This is a genomic window from Octadecabacter arcticus 238 (assembly GCF_000155735.2).
Lineage (GTDB): Bacteria > Pseudomonadota > Alphaproteobacteria > Rhodobacterales > Rhodobacteraceae > Octadecabacter > Octadecabacter arcticus.
In genome coordinates this window covers 868,851-885,260 of record NC_020908.1, presented here as the reverse complement: position 1 = coordinate 885,260, position 16,410 = coordinate 868,851, and the positions used below count along the sequence as shown (strand labels likewise).

The window sequence follows — 16,410 nt, the reverse complement described above, 5'->3', positions numbered from 1 at the left end:
GCCATCAGGTTCAGCCTAGGATTGCGTCAATCATTTGATTGGCGATCTATCATGCATATTTTACGGCTCCTGACCCTAATTATCATATTGTTGCCAGCCTTGCCCGCAATGGCGCAAGACGCCCCGACAGGCACCATCACGACGGGTCAATCCGGCGAACAAGACGCCAGCATTGCTGTGCGTATCCGTGAAATCCTCGGGGAATTGGGCAATTATGAAGACGTCACCGTGACTGTCTCAGACGGCGTTGTGACCTTGCGCGGAACCACCAATTCGCGGATCGAAGCGCAAGACCTCGATGCTCTGGTGACGCGGATTGAAGGCGTCGTTGCAATAAAGAACGAGGTCTCCGAGACAACCGACATCGCGCGCCGCCTTGATCCCGCCATCAAACGATTCATGAACCGGATGGAGCAATTGGTAATCCAGCTGCCCCTTGCGCTGATCGCGCTGACGGTCTTTTTGATCATCACATGGATCGGTCGGTTCGTCTCCCGGCTGCGCAATCCATGGGATCGCATTGCACCCAACGCGTTCATCGCCGATCTATTTCGCATCTTGGTGATGATCTTTTTCGTCATCGCAGCCATCGTCATTGCGTTGGATATCATGAACGCCACGGCCCTGCTGTCGACCATCCTTGGTGCAGCAGGTCTGATCGGTTTGGCCATAGGCTTTGCGGTCCGTGATACAGTCGAAAACTTTATCGCATCGGTGATGCTGTCGATCCGCCAGCCATTTCGCCCCAATGACGTGGTTGAAATCAATGGCGACGAAGGCAAAGTCATCCGCCTGACCAGCCGCGCCACGATCCTGCTCAGTTTTGATGGCAACCATATCCGCATTCCCAACTCGACGGTCTTCAAGTCGCGCATCATCAATTTCAGTCAGAATCGCGAACGCCGCTTTATGTTCACGCTGACGATCGACAGCGAAGCCGATCTGGGCATCGCCCGCGAACTTGCTGTCACAACAGTGCAAAACCTGCCGTTCGTATTGAATGACCCCCCCGCAAATGCGTGGCTTGGCGACATGAACCATGCCGGGATGGAAATTGTAGTTGTCGGTTGGATCGACCAAACCGAAACCTCTATGACGCTGGCCCGCGGCGAGGCATTGCGCCATGTAAAACGTGCGATAATGGCGTCCGGCGTGACCTTGCCAAACGTCACTTATACGATTGAAGGCTACGGTTTAGGCAATCAGCCAAACACCTTTGAGCCAAAAAAACCGCTCCACTCATCGCCGCAAGACGACGTAAAAATCGCCACGGTCTGCGCCCAAGCTGAAGCCGCACTTGACCGTATGATCGACGCCGAACGCGAGATCGGCGTCGGCGAAAACCTGCTGCGCAATGATGCAGCCAAGGAATAGCAAAATTATCACTTTTGAGGGTTGATCACCTGTTGGGATTTGCGTATCTCGACCACGTTGGTGGGGTGTAGCCAAGTGGTAAGGCAACGCTTTTTGGTAGCGTGTACCGTAGGTTCGAATCCTACCACCCCAGCCAGCCATTCCACTCAAACCAGACGGTGCACGGTTGCGCGGCTTTAGTGTCGCAAGTTCAAATGCTTGTGCGGTCCGTACGTTTGCTCAGACGCTCGTAGGTGGTCCGATATGGGCCATTCCAGCGCAAAGTCTGCGATTGGCATTTCGGCGATACGAGTTTGGGGTGTTTAGTTGAGGGTCTTTAGCAGTTGCCGCTGCTCATTCCAGTCAGATGGCAGCGCATGGCGCAGACACCAATCGGACGTGAATCCGATCGGTTGATTGCCGTCGAGAACATCTCGAACGATGTCTGGCGCCAAGAACGCGAGATCGATCATCTGCTGGACGCGGCGTTTTGATGTCTTCTCCACATCAGCAATCTGAGCAAAGCTCTTGCCCGCTTTCATCTGCTCGAACCAACTGTGCGCTTTGGCGATGTTGCGGATCAAGGCATCATCCTGCCCGATTGGCATATCTGCGAAGATAAGCTTGGTCTCAACTCCGCGCTTTCTGATTTGGAAGACACGTCCGATACTGAGCGCATCTTCGTTCAGCGTTTCAGCACTGGTGTCCAGAATGTTGGCCACTTGGCTCTGATCGATCTGAACTGCTAGCTGGCCCGGTTCGATCGTGATCTTCTTCGCGAGACAAACGAGGTCTGCTTGGGTCGCAGTAGCCAGCCAGTTCGTTAGCGTCGTTTGCGCGTTACCGATGTCATCTGAAGATGCACCGATCATCAGTCGCGTTGCGGCGGAAGCGTCAGTCAGGGTCTTGCGGATGAGTGCTGCAACCTGCGCTTCCAATTCCGGCGCAGGCAATCGCCACCCATCAAGATGCTGCTCACCACTTTTTGCGATCAAGCGGTGCGAGACGTAATAGCGCAAGCGTTTGCCTGATCTCGTTTTGGTGTGAGACGGCGTGAGCCGATCCCCTGTCTCATCAAACAGCTTTCCACAGAGCCATGAAGACTGGCTCTTAAATCTTGTTCGTCGATCTTTTGCCGCACCGTCTTGAAGCATGTCTTGTATCCGTTCCCAACGCGCAGGATCGATCAGTGCAGGATGTTGGCCATCGTGCACCAACTTGCGATGCCGGATGCGTCCAGCATAAAGCGGGTTGGTCAGGATATGGTGGACATGACCGCGCGCGAATGGGCTTCCGCCTCTGACTGTCCCATCGGCTGCCGGCCTGACTTTGGTTTGCAGCTTCAAAAGATCAGCATGTTCTTTGACAGCCCGAACCGTTTGATGGTGCTCATAGAGATCGTAGAGCGTGCGGATCGTTGCCGCTTCAGCCTCATTGATACTCAGGGTCCGTCCATCTGCATCGTACCCGATGGGGACCAGCCCTCCCATCCAGAGCCCTTTGCGCTTTGAGGCCGCGATCTTGTCTCTGATCCGCTCGGCCGTGACCTCCCGCTCGAACTGCGCAAAGCTCAGCAGCATGTTGAGCGTCAGCCGACCCATGCTTGTCGCTGTGTTGAAGGACTGCGTCACTGAGACAAAGGACGCACCTGCTGCATCCAGTACATCGACAATCTTTGAGAAGTCAGCCAGGGATCGCGTCAGGCGGTCGATCTTGTAGACGATGATCTGATCGACCAATCCATCTCGCATGTCCTGCATCAGGCGCTGCAGCGCGGGACGCTCTAGCGACCCTCCGGAGAGGCCGCCATCATCGTAGGCCGTTGGCAGCAGCACCCAGCCCTCATGCTTTTGGCTGGCGACGTAGGACGCACAGGCCTCCCGCTGCGCATCCAGTGAGTTGAACTCCTGCTCCAGGCCGTCTTCCGAGCTCTTGCGGGTGTAGATGGCGCAACGGATCTTCTTCATGCCGCAGCGCTCCGGACTTTGGCGAGGCCGAAGAAGCGCGGGCCAGACCACGTGGTGCCGGTGATGTGCTTGGCGATGGCGGAGAGTGATGGCCAAACCCGACCGTCCATCTCAAGGCCGTCTTTAACCACGGCTACTTGATAGGTCCGCCCGTTCCACTCACGCACATAGTGGGTGCCTATCTTGGATGGGTTCATAGGCACGTCTTTGACAGGCTTACCCGAGGCGATCTGTTGCAGAGCCCTGCGGGTTTGGGCAGGCAAGCCCCCTGCCCGCTTGCATTGTGCCTGATATGACAGCGCTTTGGTCATGAACGGAATCGACAGATAGGGCGGCGGTGCCAACTCGAACGCCTGTTCCCATTGCTCAAGCAGCTTTGTCCGGCTTAACGCTCCCTCACTCGCCATGGGGCGTTTCCACAGTTGTTACATTCGCCGAAGCAGCCAATATCCGATACCGCGTTTGCTTGCCGGAACCAGCGTTCTCTTTAGTAACGTCAAAGCCCGCCTTGCGCAGCCCGGATAAGGCGGCGCGCGTTGTGTGCGGTTGCCAGCCAAACTTCTCGCTGATCGCTATGGCATCGGCTCCTGATTTCCGTGACAGCAGCTTGATGAGTTGGGCCTTCTTGGATGGGCCCTTTGCGCCTGCGGACCGCTTCACCGCAACAGCTTGCTCCGGTTCCGTCTGTGTTGATTGATTGGTCATGTGTATCTCCTGCTTTCGTCACAGGATCCGGTTTAGTCCTGCTACTGAGCAGAGCCCGGAAATCCGGGCGACGCCCGCGAATACATGCGAGCGTGTCGACACTACCGCTCTGACTGACTTGGAAGTCCAGTCGTCGTTCCGCCAAGGATAATACAATGTGCATGAGAGACCCGCTTTACACTTGAATCTATCCACCAAACGAAGCGACGCTGGCACCATGAAGAATGAAGACATGCCCGACACGATCACCACGCCAGACGGCCAGACATTCTGGAAAACCGGGTTGATTGGCCGCGCACTACCTCCAGCCGCGACACACGGCATCGTCCCCGGCGAGCGCACTCACGAATATTGGATCCACCCCTGGGACGACAGTCTTCGCCTTTACGCGGCAGATCCGATGCGTTGGTTTCTAGACTGAGTGACAGGTTGGTAGGTAAGGGCGGATTGCGGACCTTCGCTGCAAGCGCGAACTTTTACGATCCAGAGGATGAAGCAGACGCGCGCCTTTTTAATCGCATGTTTGTGTCTCTCAGAGGTATTTCAGTGGTCTGACTAGCAGTCTATGTATATCAAAGTGGATATTCGGCATTTGACCAGGCCGCTTGCGCTCATTGGAAACCACTGATCGCGTCGATGGACGCTAGACAATTTGCCGAACACTCGCGCATTATGTTTGTAACCAAACCAAGTTCACGGTTTTGCGTTGAAAATTAGGAGATTGAACTCTCTATGACTGAACCGATGCAAGCTCCATACGAAATGACCCAAGGCCTTGCTGCGCTCAAGGCGATGCTCGAAGCTCGGCCAGCAGGAAGTTCAGAGTGGAGTGAAGCGTCCAATCGATTTCACTTCGTAGATAGGCTTCTTAAAGAGTGCCTTGGGTGGCAAAATACTTATCTTGAGGTCGAGTTTCCTGACGGTGACGGCGGTCGGGCAGACTACATGCTTGGCAGCAACAACAAGGCTGTTCTTGAGGTCAAACGAGAAGCGGTCAGCTTTGGCGATCTGCCGACCGGAAAGCGTGCTGTTGTCCGTAAAATGTCGCCATTATTGGCGAGCTCCAAGAATCTCACAGCTGCGGCAAAGCAAGTAGTTGGCTATTGCTCGTGAGAACGGCAGTGCAAAAGTGAGCCACGGAAGTGGCAGGATTATCTTGCTGCAGGCAAAGTAAAACTTTGCCACTTTAGTCTTTTCTGTTTTCAGGGAGGGCGGGGGTATTTTCAGCGTGGAACTTTACAGAAAGGTCCGCCTCGCACGTCGAGGTGGCATGAGTGAACGAGCAGCAGCCGTTCATTTTGGGATATCGCGCGCGAGCGTGAAGAAGATGATGAGCTTTTCGGTTCCGCCCGGATATCAACGAACTGCGAAGATCAAGCGGCCCAAGCTTGATGGCTTTACCGGCTTCATTGATCAATGGCTGCAAGACGATCTCAGCCGGAACCGTAAGCAACGCCACACGGCCAAGCGCATTTTTGAACGTCTGCGGGACGAGCATCAATTTCGAGGCGGGCAAACCACGGTCAAGAACTATGTCCGGGAACATGGCCGCCACCATCGAGAGATGTTTGTCCCACTGGCACATGCGCCTGGCCACGCTCAGGCGGATTTTGGCGAAGCGATGGTCGTGATCGGCGGTGTGGAGCAGAAGGCACATTTCTTTGCACTGGATCTGCCCTACAGCGACGCATGCTTTGTGCGTGCTTATCCTGCAGCGGTCTCCGAGGCCTGGGTTGATGGCCATGTCCATGCCTTTGCCTTCTTCGGGCGGGTGCCGCAGTCGGTTCTCTACGACAACGACCGGTGCCTTGTTGCGAAGATCCTGCCAGACGGTTCACGCAAGCGGACCAAACTGTTCAGCGGGTTTCTGTCGCATTACTTCATCCAGGATCGTTATGGTCGCCCGGGCAAGGGCAACGATAAAGGCGCCGTTGAGGGTCTGGTCGGATATGCCCGGCGCAACTTCATGGTGCCCATCCCTCATTTTGCCACGTGGGAGGCATTCAATCTTTGGCTGGAAGAGCAATGCCGCAAGCGCCAGAACGATGTCTTGCGCGGGCATAGCGACAGCATCGGGCAACGCTTGGCCCGCGATCTTGAGGCCATGATGGATCTGCCAGCATCTCCGTTCGATGCCTGTGATCAGGCCAGCGGCCAAGTGAACTCGCAAGCATTGGTGCGCTATAAAACCAACGATTATTCCGTTCCGGTTGCCTATGGCCATCGTGACGTCTGGCTACGCGGCTATGTCGATCAGGTTGTGATTGGCTGTGGTGGCGACGTCATTGCCCGCCACCCAAGGTGCTGGGACCGCGAAGACATGGTCTTTGACCCGATCCACTACTTGCCCCTGCTGGAGCAGAAGGCGGGCGCATTGGATCAAGCCGCCCCTTTGGCGGGCTGGGACTTGCCGGACGAATTTGCGACCCTGCGCCGCTTGATGGAAGCCCGAATGATCAAGGCGGGGCGGCGTGAGTATGTACAGGTCTTGCGGCTGCTGGAGACCTTCGAGATGGGGGACCTGCACATCGCCATCAAAAACGCGCTGCGCATGGGCGCAATTGGCTTTGATGCCGTCAAACATCTTGTGCTTTGCCAAGTCGAGCAGCGGCCACCCAAGCTGGATCTGGATGTCTATCCCTATCTGCCCAAGGCCAATGTCGGCACAACATCTGCAGCCAGTTACATGTCCTTGATGCGGGGGCAATCAGCATGACTGAAGCTCCCCAAATCCTTCTGGACCACCGCCTCAAATCGCTGCGGCTGCCGACCGTTCTGCGGGAATACAGCAAACTGGCCAAGCAAGCCGCAGCTGAGGGACTGGACCATGTGCAATTCCTTGCACGTCTAATCGAACTGGAGATGATTGACCGGGAACGCAGGATGATCGAGCGCAGGATCAAAGCCGCAAAGTTCCCAGCCGTTAAAAGTCTGGACAGCTTCGATTTCAAGGCGATCCCCGCCCTGAACAAGATGCAGGTGCTGGAGTTGGCGCGTTGCGAATGGATCGAACGGCGTGAGAATGTCATCTCGCTTGGCCCCTCGGGCACCGGCAAGACCCATGTCGCCTTGGGCCTTGGCCTATCAGCATGCCAGAAAGGCATGTCCGTTGGATTTGTCACCGCCGCCGCACTCGTCCATGAGCTGATGGAGGCCAGAGACGAACGCAGACTGCTACGGCTTCAAAAGCAGATGGTGGGTTACAAGCTGCTGATCATCGACGAGTTGGGCTTTGTGCCACTGAGCAAAACCGGCGCTGAGCTGCTGTTTGAATTGATCTCCCAACGCTACGAGCGCGGATCCACGCTAATCACAAGCAACCTGCCATTCGACGAATGGACAGAAACATTTGGGTCAGAACGCCTGACAGGCGCACTCCTCGACCGCCTGACCCACCACGTCAACATCCTAGAGATGAATGGCGAAAGCTACCGCCTTGGTCAGAGTAAGGCGCGTCAGGCAACGCCCAAAACCTGAACCTCAATCAGCATAGATTGGCCCTGACGGGCCAAAGCATCCGGGCAAACGCCAGCTATATGACAAGCGCAGCTGCCCGGATGCTGGCGCTCGTCTATACGCTGATTGTCCCAACCCCAAAGTGGCAACATTTTGCGCTGACCTTTGGCTCACTTTTACTCTGCCGTTGACACCGTACTCTCATTTCCGCGAAATTGTTGTTCCGGCTTCAGAAGACCCTGACAATTATCATTTTAGAGCCACTTCGATAGGAGTTTATCATTCTCGATATTGGGTTGGAACATTCCAATTTCTGGACGCTGTATCATCTGATACACCAATCTTTGCGGATGATGCTCGGGCATTAGTAACCAAGTTAGCACCTTCGTTCCAAATAGAAGCGAGGTATAATAAAGTCGTCGCATTTATTGATTATCTGGAGGAGTGCTGGCACAAAATGGACGTTGTACCTGACTACTACGACTTTCCGACAGTACTCAAAAACCAGAGCGACAGCATTATGTCAGTAGAAAGAGTTATTCGGCGGCATTGAGAGTGATGGTGAATATCAATCGTAGTAGTCGCTTTGCACACTGCTTTCGAGATTGTTGGGTTCTGCTGTTTCTCCAATTTCAAGAACGTATTTAACACTTTCGTTTTAGCGCGTGATCGTTTGAGCGTTAAGTTTCGTCCCAAAAGGTTAGCAGGTCGACCGCACAAGCATACAGGTAATGCTGCGCGATGCACGAAAGGCCGCTTTGAAGAACGCAAATGGTTGGTTTTGTACCATGCTCAATGTCTGGTTAGGGCCGTTCGTGTCATCACACACTTTGAGGGCAAAGTGCACCTTAGCTGCGCTTTGCATGGGGGTCCCCTTTGTGCAGTTGGTGGCATCGGGCAGGAAGAGCACGTTGATGCCTTCAAGCCCTCTTATCGTTGAAGGGGCAGTGTGATCGGCCTCTGGCCTATTGCCATGATGCTTTCTACCGCCAGTCTACACTAGCGTATTCTTGTCTGATTAAACATCTCTTGTTTATCCGCCCAGCCGCCCAAACTTCACACCGGCTCTCCCAATGCCACCCCAAATCGGATGCGCGGCCACCGCGCATCCTTTGGTCACAATCAGCCAACTGGCGGCTTATATGCACCGACGGCTTTACCGGCCTTCGCCATTGCCGCCATCGAGTCATCAACCGACATCAGTTTGGTCGTATGGGCCTTTGAAATTGACCCGGACGCCCCAACCGCCATGGCCCCTGCGGCCATCATTTTGTCATCGGGCCCTTCAATCAAACAAACGGCGTCATAGTCGCCAAAACTGAAATACATTTCATGCAGCTTACCGCCGAGCGCATTGATAAGACTGGCCGCTGCGGCCTTGCGGTCGCTTGGGCTGGTGATCATCGCTTTGGCGGCTTCCGAAGTATAGGAAAGTTGAAACAGATACATTGACATTGTTTATCTCCCTCAGAGTTGGTTGTTGCGACATTCCCCAAGTGGCCTGCCACTAGGCGTAATTTTTGTCTGATCTTGCTGCCAGATCAAGTGTTTTGCTCTCCCAGCCTCGACTGCGGTCGTCAGGGCGCTCGAATATGGGCGGATCAGAGCTGAAACCGCGAATGCGCGTCACCTTTGTCATGCGGCCACGTTTTGCAGCATTACGGACAGAGTTGCCTAGCCGCTTTCTTTGGGCAGCTAGCGTTATCATGCACTTCGGGCAGATTGCTGAATTGTCGAACGCGCCATTCGCCCAATTGCCCTCAATCGCAAAAACGCCCTGTTCGCGGGGCATGACGAAGGTGGCAGAACCTGGGCCCGCATCGCGTCTCTTATCGAGACCTGCAAGCTCAACAACGTCGAACCATACGCTTATCTCAAGGCAACGCTCGAAGCCATCGCAGCAGGACATCCAGCCGCCCGCATCGACGAACTCATGCCCTGGAACTTTGACAAACAGGCCTGATACCGCTTAGATCATGCCCCCGTTTAATTATGACACATTGGCGGTTCAGGCATTTCGACTGGCCTCTGACGAGCGGCTTAACGGCGCGGCAGTGCCAAGCCTTCTGATCGGGGCCATTGGGTTATTACCTGTGATCTTGCTGTGCCGTCAGGTCGCGTCACACAGGGCATAAAAAAGGGGCGCAACCTAGGCTGCCCCCCCTTTTTGCGAATTTCCTTGAGCTATTTCCAACCAACCTCGTTAAATATCTCTTGGGCAAGCGGCAAATTCTTCGCGACTTCACTTAAATTGACAGTATCACCGATAAATTCACCTAAAGCCTGAACCGAGGGAGATAATTCAACGCCAATAACCGCTGGATATTCGTCGTTACCAGCCGAAAAATACTGCTGCGCCTGATCTGACGCGAGGTATTCAAGGAATGCGATCGCATTGTCGCGGTTCGGTGCGTACGCCGCCACGCCGCCACCAGACAGGTTCATGTGGGCGCCTTCGGCATCTTGCGATGGAAAGACCCAACCAATATTTTCGCGGGCGTCGGCAGGCAGGCCATCGACGTTGGTCCGGATCGCACGAGCGAAATAGTAGGTGTTCGAAATCGAAATATCACACTCTCCCGACACGATGCCGCGCAACTGGTCAGTATCGCCGCCTTGTGGATCGCGTGCAAAATTGTTCACAATGCCCTGAGCCCAGTCGCGCGCTGCTGCTTCACCATGGTTTTCGATCACGCTGGCTAAAAGTGTTTGAGAATATACGTTGGTCGATGATCGGTGACAAACCAAGCCTTCGTATGCAGGGTCGGCAAGCGCGATATATGTCATTGGCGGATTTTCAACATTGGTCTTATTATAGAAAATGATCCGTGCGCGTTGCGAAAATCCGTACCATTGATTGTCGCTGTCCTGCAGGTTCGCTGGAATACGGTCCTCGAGGATCTCACTATCGATGGATTGCAACACAGCCGCATTCTTCGCCCGTTCAAGCCGCGATGTATCGACAGTCAAAAGCACGTCAGCAGGTGAATTCACACCTTCTGCCTCCATCCGTGCAATCAATTCATCTGCGTTGCCTTCGATGCGATTGATTTTGATGCCAGTTGCGTCCTCAAAATTGGAATACAGGCGTTCGTCGGTATCGTAATGGCGCGATGAGTATAGGTTCAGCTCCCCATCGGCGAAGGCTGGCGCGGCGGTGCATAGTAGAAGTGTTGCGAGAGTGATGGTTCTAGTGGTCATTTTGTCGATCCTTTATATCCGACTTTTTTACTCAGATACCGACACCTTGCCAGTCCGTCAAGCAATCCTGACTGAATTGATCGGAATTAATCCGCCTACTCACAGCGCTCGACCAGCGCTCTGTTTTACGCCCCAAGTGGTTAATAGGCTTGAATAAAGGCGAGGCCCATCATGCGCTGAAGAACGCCCTGCGCATTGGGCAGCAGGGGGAAATACGAAATTAAACTACGGAAGGACAACACTACCGCATGGCAGGTCTGAACCTTCTTGCCGCCATCAGTGTTCGAAGACTGTTCCTACATGACCTTGAGCGCGCGTGTCCGCTGCGCATTCGCACCATTTTTACGGAGTTGCCAATGATTGCGCCAGTGGTTCGATAATACCCCATTTTTAATGGGGCTCAATGGCTGGTGTGAATTCTCCGCCCTGTTATTAAGCTAGCGCCCGGTTTCTTGCCGATCAGCACTGCCGATCACCTTCATCACCGCACCATAGGAACGGAGGTTATCGGTGACGAAGATATGTGCGCGACTATGGCGTTTCACGGTTTTCTTTAGGAATTCGTAGGCTGCCTTGCGATCACGGCGCTTTGTGACAAAGCTTTCCAGGACTTCCCCTTCGTGATCCACAGCCCGCCAAAGGTAGTGCGTCTCGCCGTTAATCTTCACGAACACCTCATCCAAGTGCCACTGCCAATTTGAATATGCGCGCATCTGGCTGACCCTTTACTTGCGGATCTCAGCGGCAATCAGCGGGCCAAATCTGTTCCACCAACGCCGCTCAGTTTTGTGGCTGATGTCGATCCCGCGTTCGTGCAACAGATCCTCCACATTCCGAAGCAATAACGGGAAACGGACATACATCATCACTGCTAAGCGGATGATCTCCGGGCACCTCTTGAAATAGCGAAAAGGGTGAACGGTTTGTCATTCCCGAAGCTAAATTCTCGCCCTGTCCGCCTAAACAAGTCAGCTCTGACAGTGCCCCTCGACGAGCATAGGAGTGCACCCTATCATTACAACACGACTACCAACTGGCGAGGCCCGCCCCAAAAGACAGGCCTCGAAAGTAAATTTTACTCAAATGATGAAGCAGGGTAGAACTTTTCAGACACCCAAGCACCGTCTTCAGCGCGCATGATCAGGAACGAACCGGCAGGTGTACCACTTTCGTCCATCGTCAGCGGGCCGGACGCACCTTCAAAGTCGATGTCGGTGCCCGCTGCAATCATATCACGCGCAGTCGCGAAGTCTGACACCAATTCACCACCCTCGGTCACGCCACGGATGGCCGAATTGATCGCTTCGCCGGAACAATCGGCAGATCCTTCGATCGCCAGCGCGACCAGCATTGCCATATCATAAGAGTTGGCAGCGAACGGACCCGGTTCTTTGCCGGTTTCAGCCATCATTTTTTCGGCAAAGGCCTGATAGGCTGGCAACGAATTGTCAGGTTCCGCAAGTTCGACATACGCGCGGCCATTAAGGATACGCGTATCGACGGTTTCAAAAACCTGTGGCACGGCAAGGTCGGCTGTCAAAAGCCACTCACCCTCAAAACCACCGACGGCGGCTTCTTTTAGAACGGTGACACCGGATTCCTGACCACCAGCCAAATAAATGGCGTCGGGATTGTTTGCGAGAACCGAAATCAATTCAGCCTGATAGGATGGCTGACCCGGATTGTAGATCACATAGTCAGTGACTTCGATTCCGGCCTCTTCGAGAGCGGCGCGCGCGACCTGCGCAGGCGAAATTGTGGATTCTTCGTTCTGTACCAGCATCGCGACAGACTGATAGCCTTTTTCGGCCAACCAAAGGCCAGCCGCAGCGCCGTCGCCAAGATCGGACCCGACGGTCCGATACACATAATCACCACCCAGATCGTTCAGCGTGATCGTGCCCGCATATGGTGAAATGATCGGCGTCTGACGGCGCTGCGCCAGATCGACAAGTGCGACCATAACGCCGGATGTTGGTCCAAGGATCGCGACTGCGCCTTCGGTATCGATCATGTTGTTGGCCTCGCGGATACCTTTTTCTGCGCTGCCGCCGGTATCGGCGACCACGGTGCGCATCATACCACAGGACGTGCCGCCGGCTGCATTGATTTCGTTGACGCCGACTTCGACGGCCCCGGCAACGATAGCGCCGAATTCGCCAAGTTCACCTGTCAGTGGCACAAGCACGCCAACGGTGACGTCGGCTGCAGCAAACGATGGTGCCGCGATGGCAGCGACCGCGACGATGGCGGTCATATTCCGTAAATTCTTTGAAAGGCTCTTCATTTTAATTCTCCTTGTTGGGGTTTGTGCCGGTGATGCCGGATTCCAGTTAGTGAGATTGCAAAAGCATCTCTTCGAGCCTGCCAGGTTGCAGCAAGTCCGCGCTTGGCAGGGTTTCGCGGTTACGCCCGGCATCGATCATCCAGGTGGTCCGCGATATTTTTAGAATTTTTTCAGGGTTCTGCTCGACGACCCAGATCACGGTGATACCGGACTCGGCCAGTTCACAAATCCAGTCAACAATCCGGTCGACAAAGATCGGGGCAAGCCCGGCTGTGGGTTCGTCGAGGATCAGCAGTTTGGGCGCACCGATCAGCGCATTCGCGACTGCCAGCGTCTGACGTTCGCCGCCTGACAATGTTGACGCCAGCTGGTTCGACCGTTCTTTCAGGATCGGAAACCGTTCGTAGGTGTTGTCGATCCGCGCGCCGGTGTCAGAAAAGCTGAGCGCCGAGGCCAACAGGTTATCGCGCACCGTCATTTCCACGAACGTGTTTTGTTCTTGTGGAACATAAGCAATGCCGGTCCGTGTGGTTTGCAACGCATTCAGTTTCGCAATCGACACCCCGTCGAGTGCAATATCGCCGCGGTCCACCGGCAAATGACCCGCAATGGTTTTCATCAATGTGCTTTTACCGGCGCCGTTGGGGCCCAGAACACATGTGATCTCGCCTGCTTCAGCGACAAAATTCAATCCGTGCAGAATTGTGACTTTGCCGTAGCCGCTGTGCAGTCCACTGACGTCAAGTTTCATGTTCGGCTCCAAGGTAGGCTGAAATGACCGCCGGGTCGCGGCGGATGGAATCCGGGTCGCCCTCGGCCAGCAACGCACCGTTCTGAAGAACGACGATTCTGTCCGCAAGGTTAAGCAGAAATGCCAGATTGTGTTCTACGACGATCAGGGTCGTGCCCTCTGCATGCAGCTGCGTCAAAATTTCCGCCAGTTTCACCTGCAGGTTGGGATCGACGCCCGCGGTGGGTTCGTCCAGCAACAAGATGCGAGGGTTACGGTTCAGCTGTCTTGCCACTTCGAGCATCCGAAGTTCGCCACCTGACAGATTTGCAACGGAATCGTGCAACCGGTCGGCCAGCCCGACACGTTCAAGGGCATGTTCCGCCTGTTGGCGCAGCGCCTTGTCCGGACCGCGCCAGCGACCCAAAAGTGCGGCGATCGGCCCTTCTTCGGGATGATCGGCGCCGACGAGAACATTGTCGATGACGCTAAGGGAGGGAAAGGCACGCGGCGTCTGGAACGTGCGGCCAAGCCCCTTAGCCGCAATGTCCGCCGCCTTGAGAGTTGACAATTCGATGCCGTCCATTTCCACACGACCTTTCGTCGGTTTCAACACGCCGGAGATGAGATTGAATGTCGTGGATTTACCGGCACCGTTGGGGCCGATGAGGCCAAGAAGTCCACCACGATTGACCTTAAAGCTTAGGCCGTGATCGCCGCCGACGGCCCGAAAACCCCCAAAGTCCATGACTGCGTTTTCGACGCTCAGGATGATATCGTTCATGCCGCCGCCCTTTTTGCTAGTTTTTCCCAGGGCCGCAGCCGCAAGACGATGATGAAGAGAATACCGGTTACAATTTCTTCGACGGATGACGCGATCTGGGCGGCTCGGACAGTTTCGAACGGGATCGCCCCGACGATTTCCTGAAACAGTACCAGTGCCATTGCCCCTAGAATCGCGCCGATGATCGTCTTTTCGCCACCGAGTGCGAGCGCGATCCAGACGAAAAATGTCACTTCGGCCGTAAACAATGCCGGTGCCACCAACGTTGTAATCATCGCGTAAAGTGCGCCGGCAAAACCGATCGGAACGGCAGAGATGATGAACACCTGAAGACGAATGCGGGCATCATCTTTGCCCACCGCCTGCGCCGCGATTTCATCGTCATGCACAGCATCAATGGCGCGACCAAACGGCGATTTCAACAGGCGGTTGAACACATACGCCGTCACCAGCATCAATATCACGGCCGCAAGTGCGTATCCGACGGTATCGTTCAGACCCAGTGTCGTCGGGTCGGGGCGTTCAACGTTAGCAAGGCCAACGCTGCCGTTGCCGATCCGACGTTCGTTCAACAGAACCGAATGAAAAACCTCAGCAAAGGCAAACGTCGTCAATGCAAGGTATTCACCGCGCAACCGCAACGTCGGCCAACCGGTGATCAGCGCAAACAGCAGCGACGCAACACCGGCTGCCAGAAGCCCGATATACCACGGCAAATCGAAGCCGAACCAGTACTGGTCAAGACCGCTCGGCGGTTCCTGCGTAAAAATCGCGTAGGCGTAGGCACCGGCCGCAAAGTAGGCCACGGTCCCGAAGTTGATCATACCACCACGGGCATACTGGAGATTAAGCGACAGCGTCAGAACCGAAAAAACGGCACCAAAGGTCAGCGTCGCGAGGACGAGTGGATAAATGGTCATCGTGACTTCTTCCCTGCAAGACCCTCTGGGCGGAACATCAGCACCAGAATGACGACGCTGAACGCGACAAGAGGGCGATAGCCTGCGGGTATCCAGAAGACGGATACATCCATTGCTATGCCAATGATCAACCCGGCGGCCACAACTGCATAAAGTGAGCCGAGCCCCGCAAGAATTGCGACCGCTAGTATCTGTAGGATCTGATGGAACGCGATATCCGTGGACAGCGTCGCAATGACCGCAAGCATGACACCGGCAAGACCTGCAAGTCCCGACGAAATAAGCCATGTGATGCGCGAGGTGGATTTGACATCGATCCCGCGTGATGCCGCAAGTTCGGGATTCGCGGACATCGCACGGATAGCAAGACCCATCGGAGTTTTGTTAAGAAACAAGGCAAGGCCCGTCGTCGCGAGGGCCGCAAAGACAATGACAAGCAATTGGTAATTGGTGATCCGCAGCCCCCAGAACCGGTAACTTTCGGCAAGCGGAATGTCCAAGCTGCGAATACCGGTGCCGACGAGGGCATCTACAGACCCGCCGAGGACGTAATGCACACCAACGGACGTGATCAGCAAGATGGCCGGGCCAAGCGTGCGGATCGGGTCGTAGACGACGCGCCCGATAATCAATCCGACAAACGCCGTAAAAATAATCCCAACCACAGCAGATGGGACGATGTGCCACCCAAGCATCACGTTCAAACCCCACGTGGTAAAGGCTGACACACCCAATAATTCAGGGTGCGCGATGTTCAGGAACCCCTCGACACGGCGGGTGAACGAAAAACCGATCGTGGCAAGGATCAGAAAAGACCCTGTCACGACGCCCGTCAGAACAAACTGCAAAAAAAGCGTCATGGCTGCACCTTTTCGATCTGACCGGCCTTACGACCAACCGCATCCGGCCGGCACGGCAGCTTTAAGTTTGGCGTGATGTAAATCATTTTGACCTTTCCCTCGTGGTATTTTAAGGAGCATACTCCGTTAATCGAAATCCGCAAAGTA

15 protein-coding genes, 1 tRNA gene and 3 pseudogenes are annotated in these 16,410 nt (G+C 54.9%); 8 read left to right on the top strand and 11 right to left on the bottom strand.

What is annotated here, in order from left to right; genetic code table 11:
• Positions 1-51: 51 nt before the first annotated feature.
• Together OA238_RS04600 and OA238_RS04595 are read left to right on the top strand one after the other, a co-directional pair.
• Positions 52-1,374: a mechanosensitive ion channel domain-containing protein gene (locus tag OA238_RS04600; protein ID WP_015494280.1), complete on the top strand. Its 1,323-nt coding sequence runs from the start codon at positions 52-54 to the stop codon at positions 1,372-1,374.
• Between the two features lie 61 nt (positions 1,375-1,435).
• Positions 1,436-1,510 (top strand) — tRNA-Gln (locus tag OA238_RS04595).
• A gap of 166 nt (positions 1,511-1,676) precedes the next feature.
• Here OA238_RS04595 and OA238_RS04590 read toward each other — a convergent pair.
• Genes OA238_RS04590 through OA238_RS04580 form a run of 3 tightly spaced genes read right to left on the bottom strand, consistent with a single transcriptional unit; the run spans position 1,677 to position 4,025 of the window.
• Entirely contained in the window at positions 1,677-3,320 is a 1,644-nt protein-coding gene (locus OA238_RS04590) for a recombinase family protein (protein WP_015494279.1), read from the bottom strand.
• Positions 3,317-3,727, bottom strand: a complete 411-nt coding sequence (locus tag OA238_RS04585) for a DUF2924 domain-containing protein (protein ID WP_015494278.1) — start codon at positions 3,725-3,727, stop codon at positions 3,317-3,319. The genes OA238_RS04590 and OA238_RS04585 overlap by 4 nt, the downstream gene beginning before the upstream one ends.
• A complete protein-coding gene (locus tag OA238_RS04580; protein ID WP_015494277.1) occupies positions 3,717-4,025 on the bottom strand; it encodes a DUF3489 domain-containing protein in 309 nt (102 codons plus the stop codon). The genes OA238_RS04585 and OA238_RS04580 overlap by 11 nt, the downstream gene beginning before the upstream one ends.
• Positions 4,026-4,242: 217 nt before the next feature.
• On the opposite strand from OA238_RS04580, the gene OA238_RS04575 reads away from it, so the two are divergent.
• The 4 genes from OA238_RS04575 to istB all read left to right on the top strand — a co-directional run bounded on the left by OA238_RS04575 (position 4,243) and on the right by istB (position 7,502).
• A complete protein-coding gene (locus OA238_RS04575; protein ID WP_144055832.1) occupies positions 4,243-4,446 on the top strand; it encodes a hypothetical protein in 204 nt (67 codons plus the stop codon).
• A gap of 311 nt (positions 4,447-4,757) precedes the next feature.
• The gene (locus OA238_RS04570; protein ID WP_044036294.1) at positions 4,758-5,138 is read left to right on the top strand and encodes a hypothetical protein; all 381 of its coding nucleotides are present in this window, start codon (positions 4,758-4,760) and stop codon (positions 5,136-5,138) included.
• Between the two features lie 115 nt (positions 5,139-5,253).
• Positions 5,254-6,741 (top strand): IS21 family transposase, encoded by a 1,488-nt coding sequence (istA, locus tag OA238_RS04565; protein ID WP_044036292.1) that lies wholly within the window; start codon positions 5,254-5,256, stop codon positions 6,739-6,741.
• The gene (gene istB, locus OA238_RS04560) at positions 6,738-7,502 is read left to right on the top strand and encodes an IS21-like element helper ATPase IstB (protein ID WP_015494275.1); all 765 of its coding nucleotides are present in this window, start codon (positions 6,738-6,740) and stop codon (positions 7,500-7,502) included. The genes istA and istB overlap by 4 nt, the downstream gene beginning before the upstream one ends.
• A gap of 1,101 nt (positions 7,503-8,603) precedes the next feature.
• Here istB and OA238_RS04555 read toward each other — a convergent pair.
• The gene (locus tag OA238_RS04555) at positions 8,604-8,936 is read right to left on the bottom strand and encodes a GYD domain-containing protein (RefSeq protein ID WP_015494274.1); all 333 of its coding nucleotides are present in this window, start codon (positions 8,934-8,936) and stop codon (positions 8,604-8,606) included.
• 274 nt (positions 8,937-9,210) lie between these two features.
• Between OA238_RS04555 and OA238_RS29710 the strand changes: the two are divergent.
• Positions 9,211-9,444, top strand: a pseudogene (locus OA238_RS29710) (transposase domain-containing protein); the annotation flags it as partial.
• A gap of 221 nt (positions 9,445-9,665) precedes the next feature.
• Here the strand turns inward: OA238_RS29710 and OA238_RS04545 are convergent.
• On the bottom strand, positions 9,666-10,682 hold the full coding sequence (locus OA238_RS04545; protein ID WP_015494273.1) for a Fe(3+) ABC transporter substrate-binding protein: 1,017 nt from the start codon (positions 10,680-10,682) through the stop codon (positions 9,666-9,668).
• A gap of 143 nt (positions 10,683-10,825) precedes the next feature.
• Between OA238_RS04545 and OA238_RS34925 the strand changes: the two are divergent.
• A pseudogene (locus OA238_RS34925) lies at positions 10,826-10,966 on the top strand (Tn3 family transposase); the annotation flags it as partial.
• A gap of 156 nt (positions 10,967-11,122) precedes the next feature.
• Here OA238_RS34925 and OA238_RS29700 read toward each other — a convergent pair.
• The 6 genes and pseudogenes from OA238_RS29700 to OA238_RS04515 all read right to left on the bottom strand — a co-directional run.
• Positions 11,123-11,612 (bottom strand): annotated as a pseudogene (locus OA238_RS29700) (IS6 family transposase); the annotation flags it as partial.
• Between the two features lie 145 nt (positions 11,613-11,757).
• Positions 11,758-12,969 (bottom strand): ABC transporter substrate-binding protein, encoded by a 1,212-nt coding sequence (locus tag OA238_RS04535; protein ID WP_015494272.1) that lies wholly within the window; start codon positions 12,967-12,969, stop codon positions 11,758-11,760.
• Between the two features lie 46 nt (positions 12,970-13,015).
• Positions 13,016-13,720, bottom strand: coding sequence for an ABC transporter ATP-binding protein (locus OA238_RS04530; RefSeq protein ID WP_015494271.1), 705 nt, complete (start codon positions 13,718-13,720; stop codon positions 13,016-13,018).
• Positions 13,710-14,483 (bottom strand): ABC transporter ATP-binding protein, encoded by a 774-nt coding sequence (locus tag OA238_RS04525; protein WP_015494270.1) that lies wholly within the window; start codon positions 14,481-14,483, stop codon positions 13,710-13,712. Before OA238_RS04525 ends, OA238_RS04530 begins: the two co-directional genes overlap by 11 nt.
• Positions 14,480-15,403: a branched-chain amino acid ABC transporter permease gene (locus OA238_RS04520; protein ID WP_015494269.1), complete on the bottom strand. Its 924-nt coding sequence runs from the start codon at positions 15,401-15,403 to the stop codon at positions 14,480-14,482. The genes OA238_RS04525 and OA238_RS04520 overlap by 4 nt, the downstream gene beginning before the upstream one ends.
• Positions 15,400-16,263, bottom strand: a complete 864-nt coding sequence (locus OA238_RS04515; RefSeq protein ID WP_015494268.1) for a branched-chain amino acid ABC transporter permease — start codon at positions 16,261-16,263, stop codon at positions 15,400-15,402. The genes OA238_RS04520 and OA238_RS04515 overlap by 4 nt, the downstream gene beginning before the upstream one ends.
• Between the last annotated feature and the right edge of the window lie 147 nt (positions 16,264-16,410).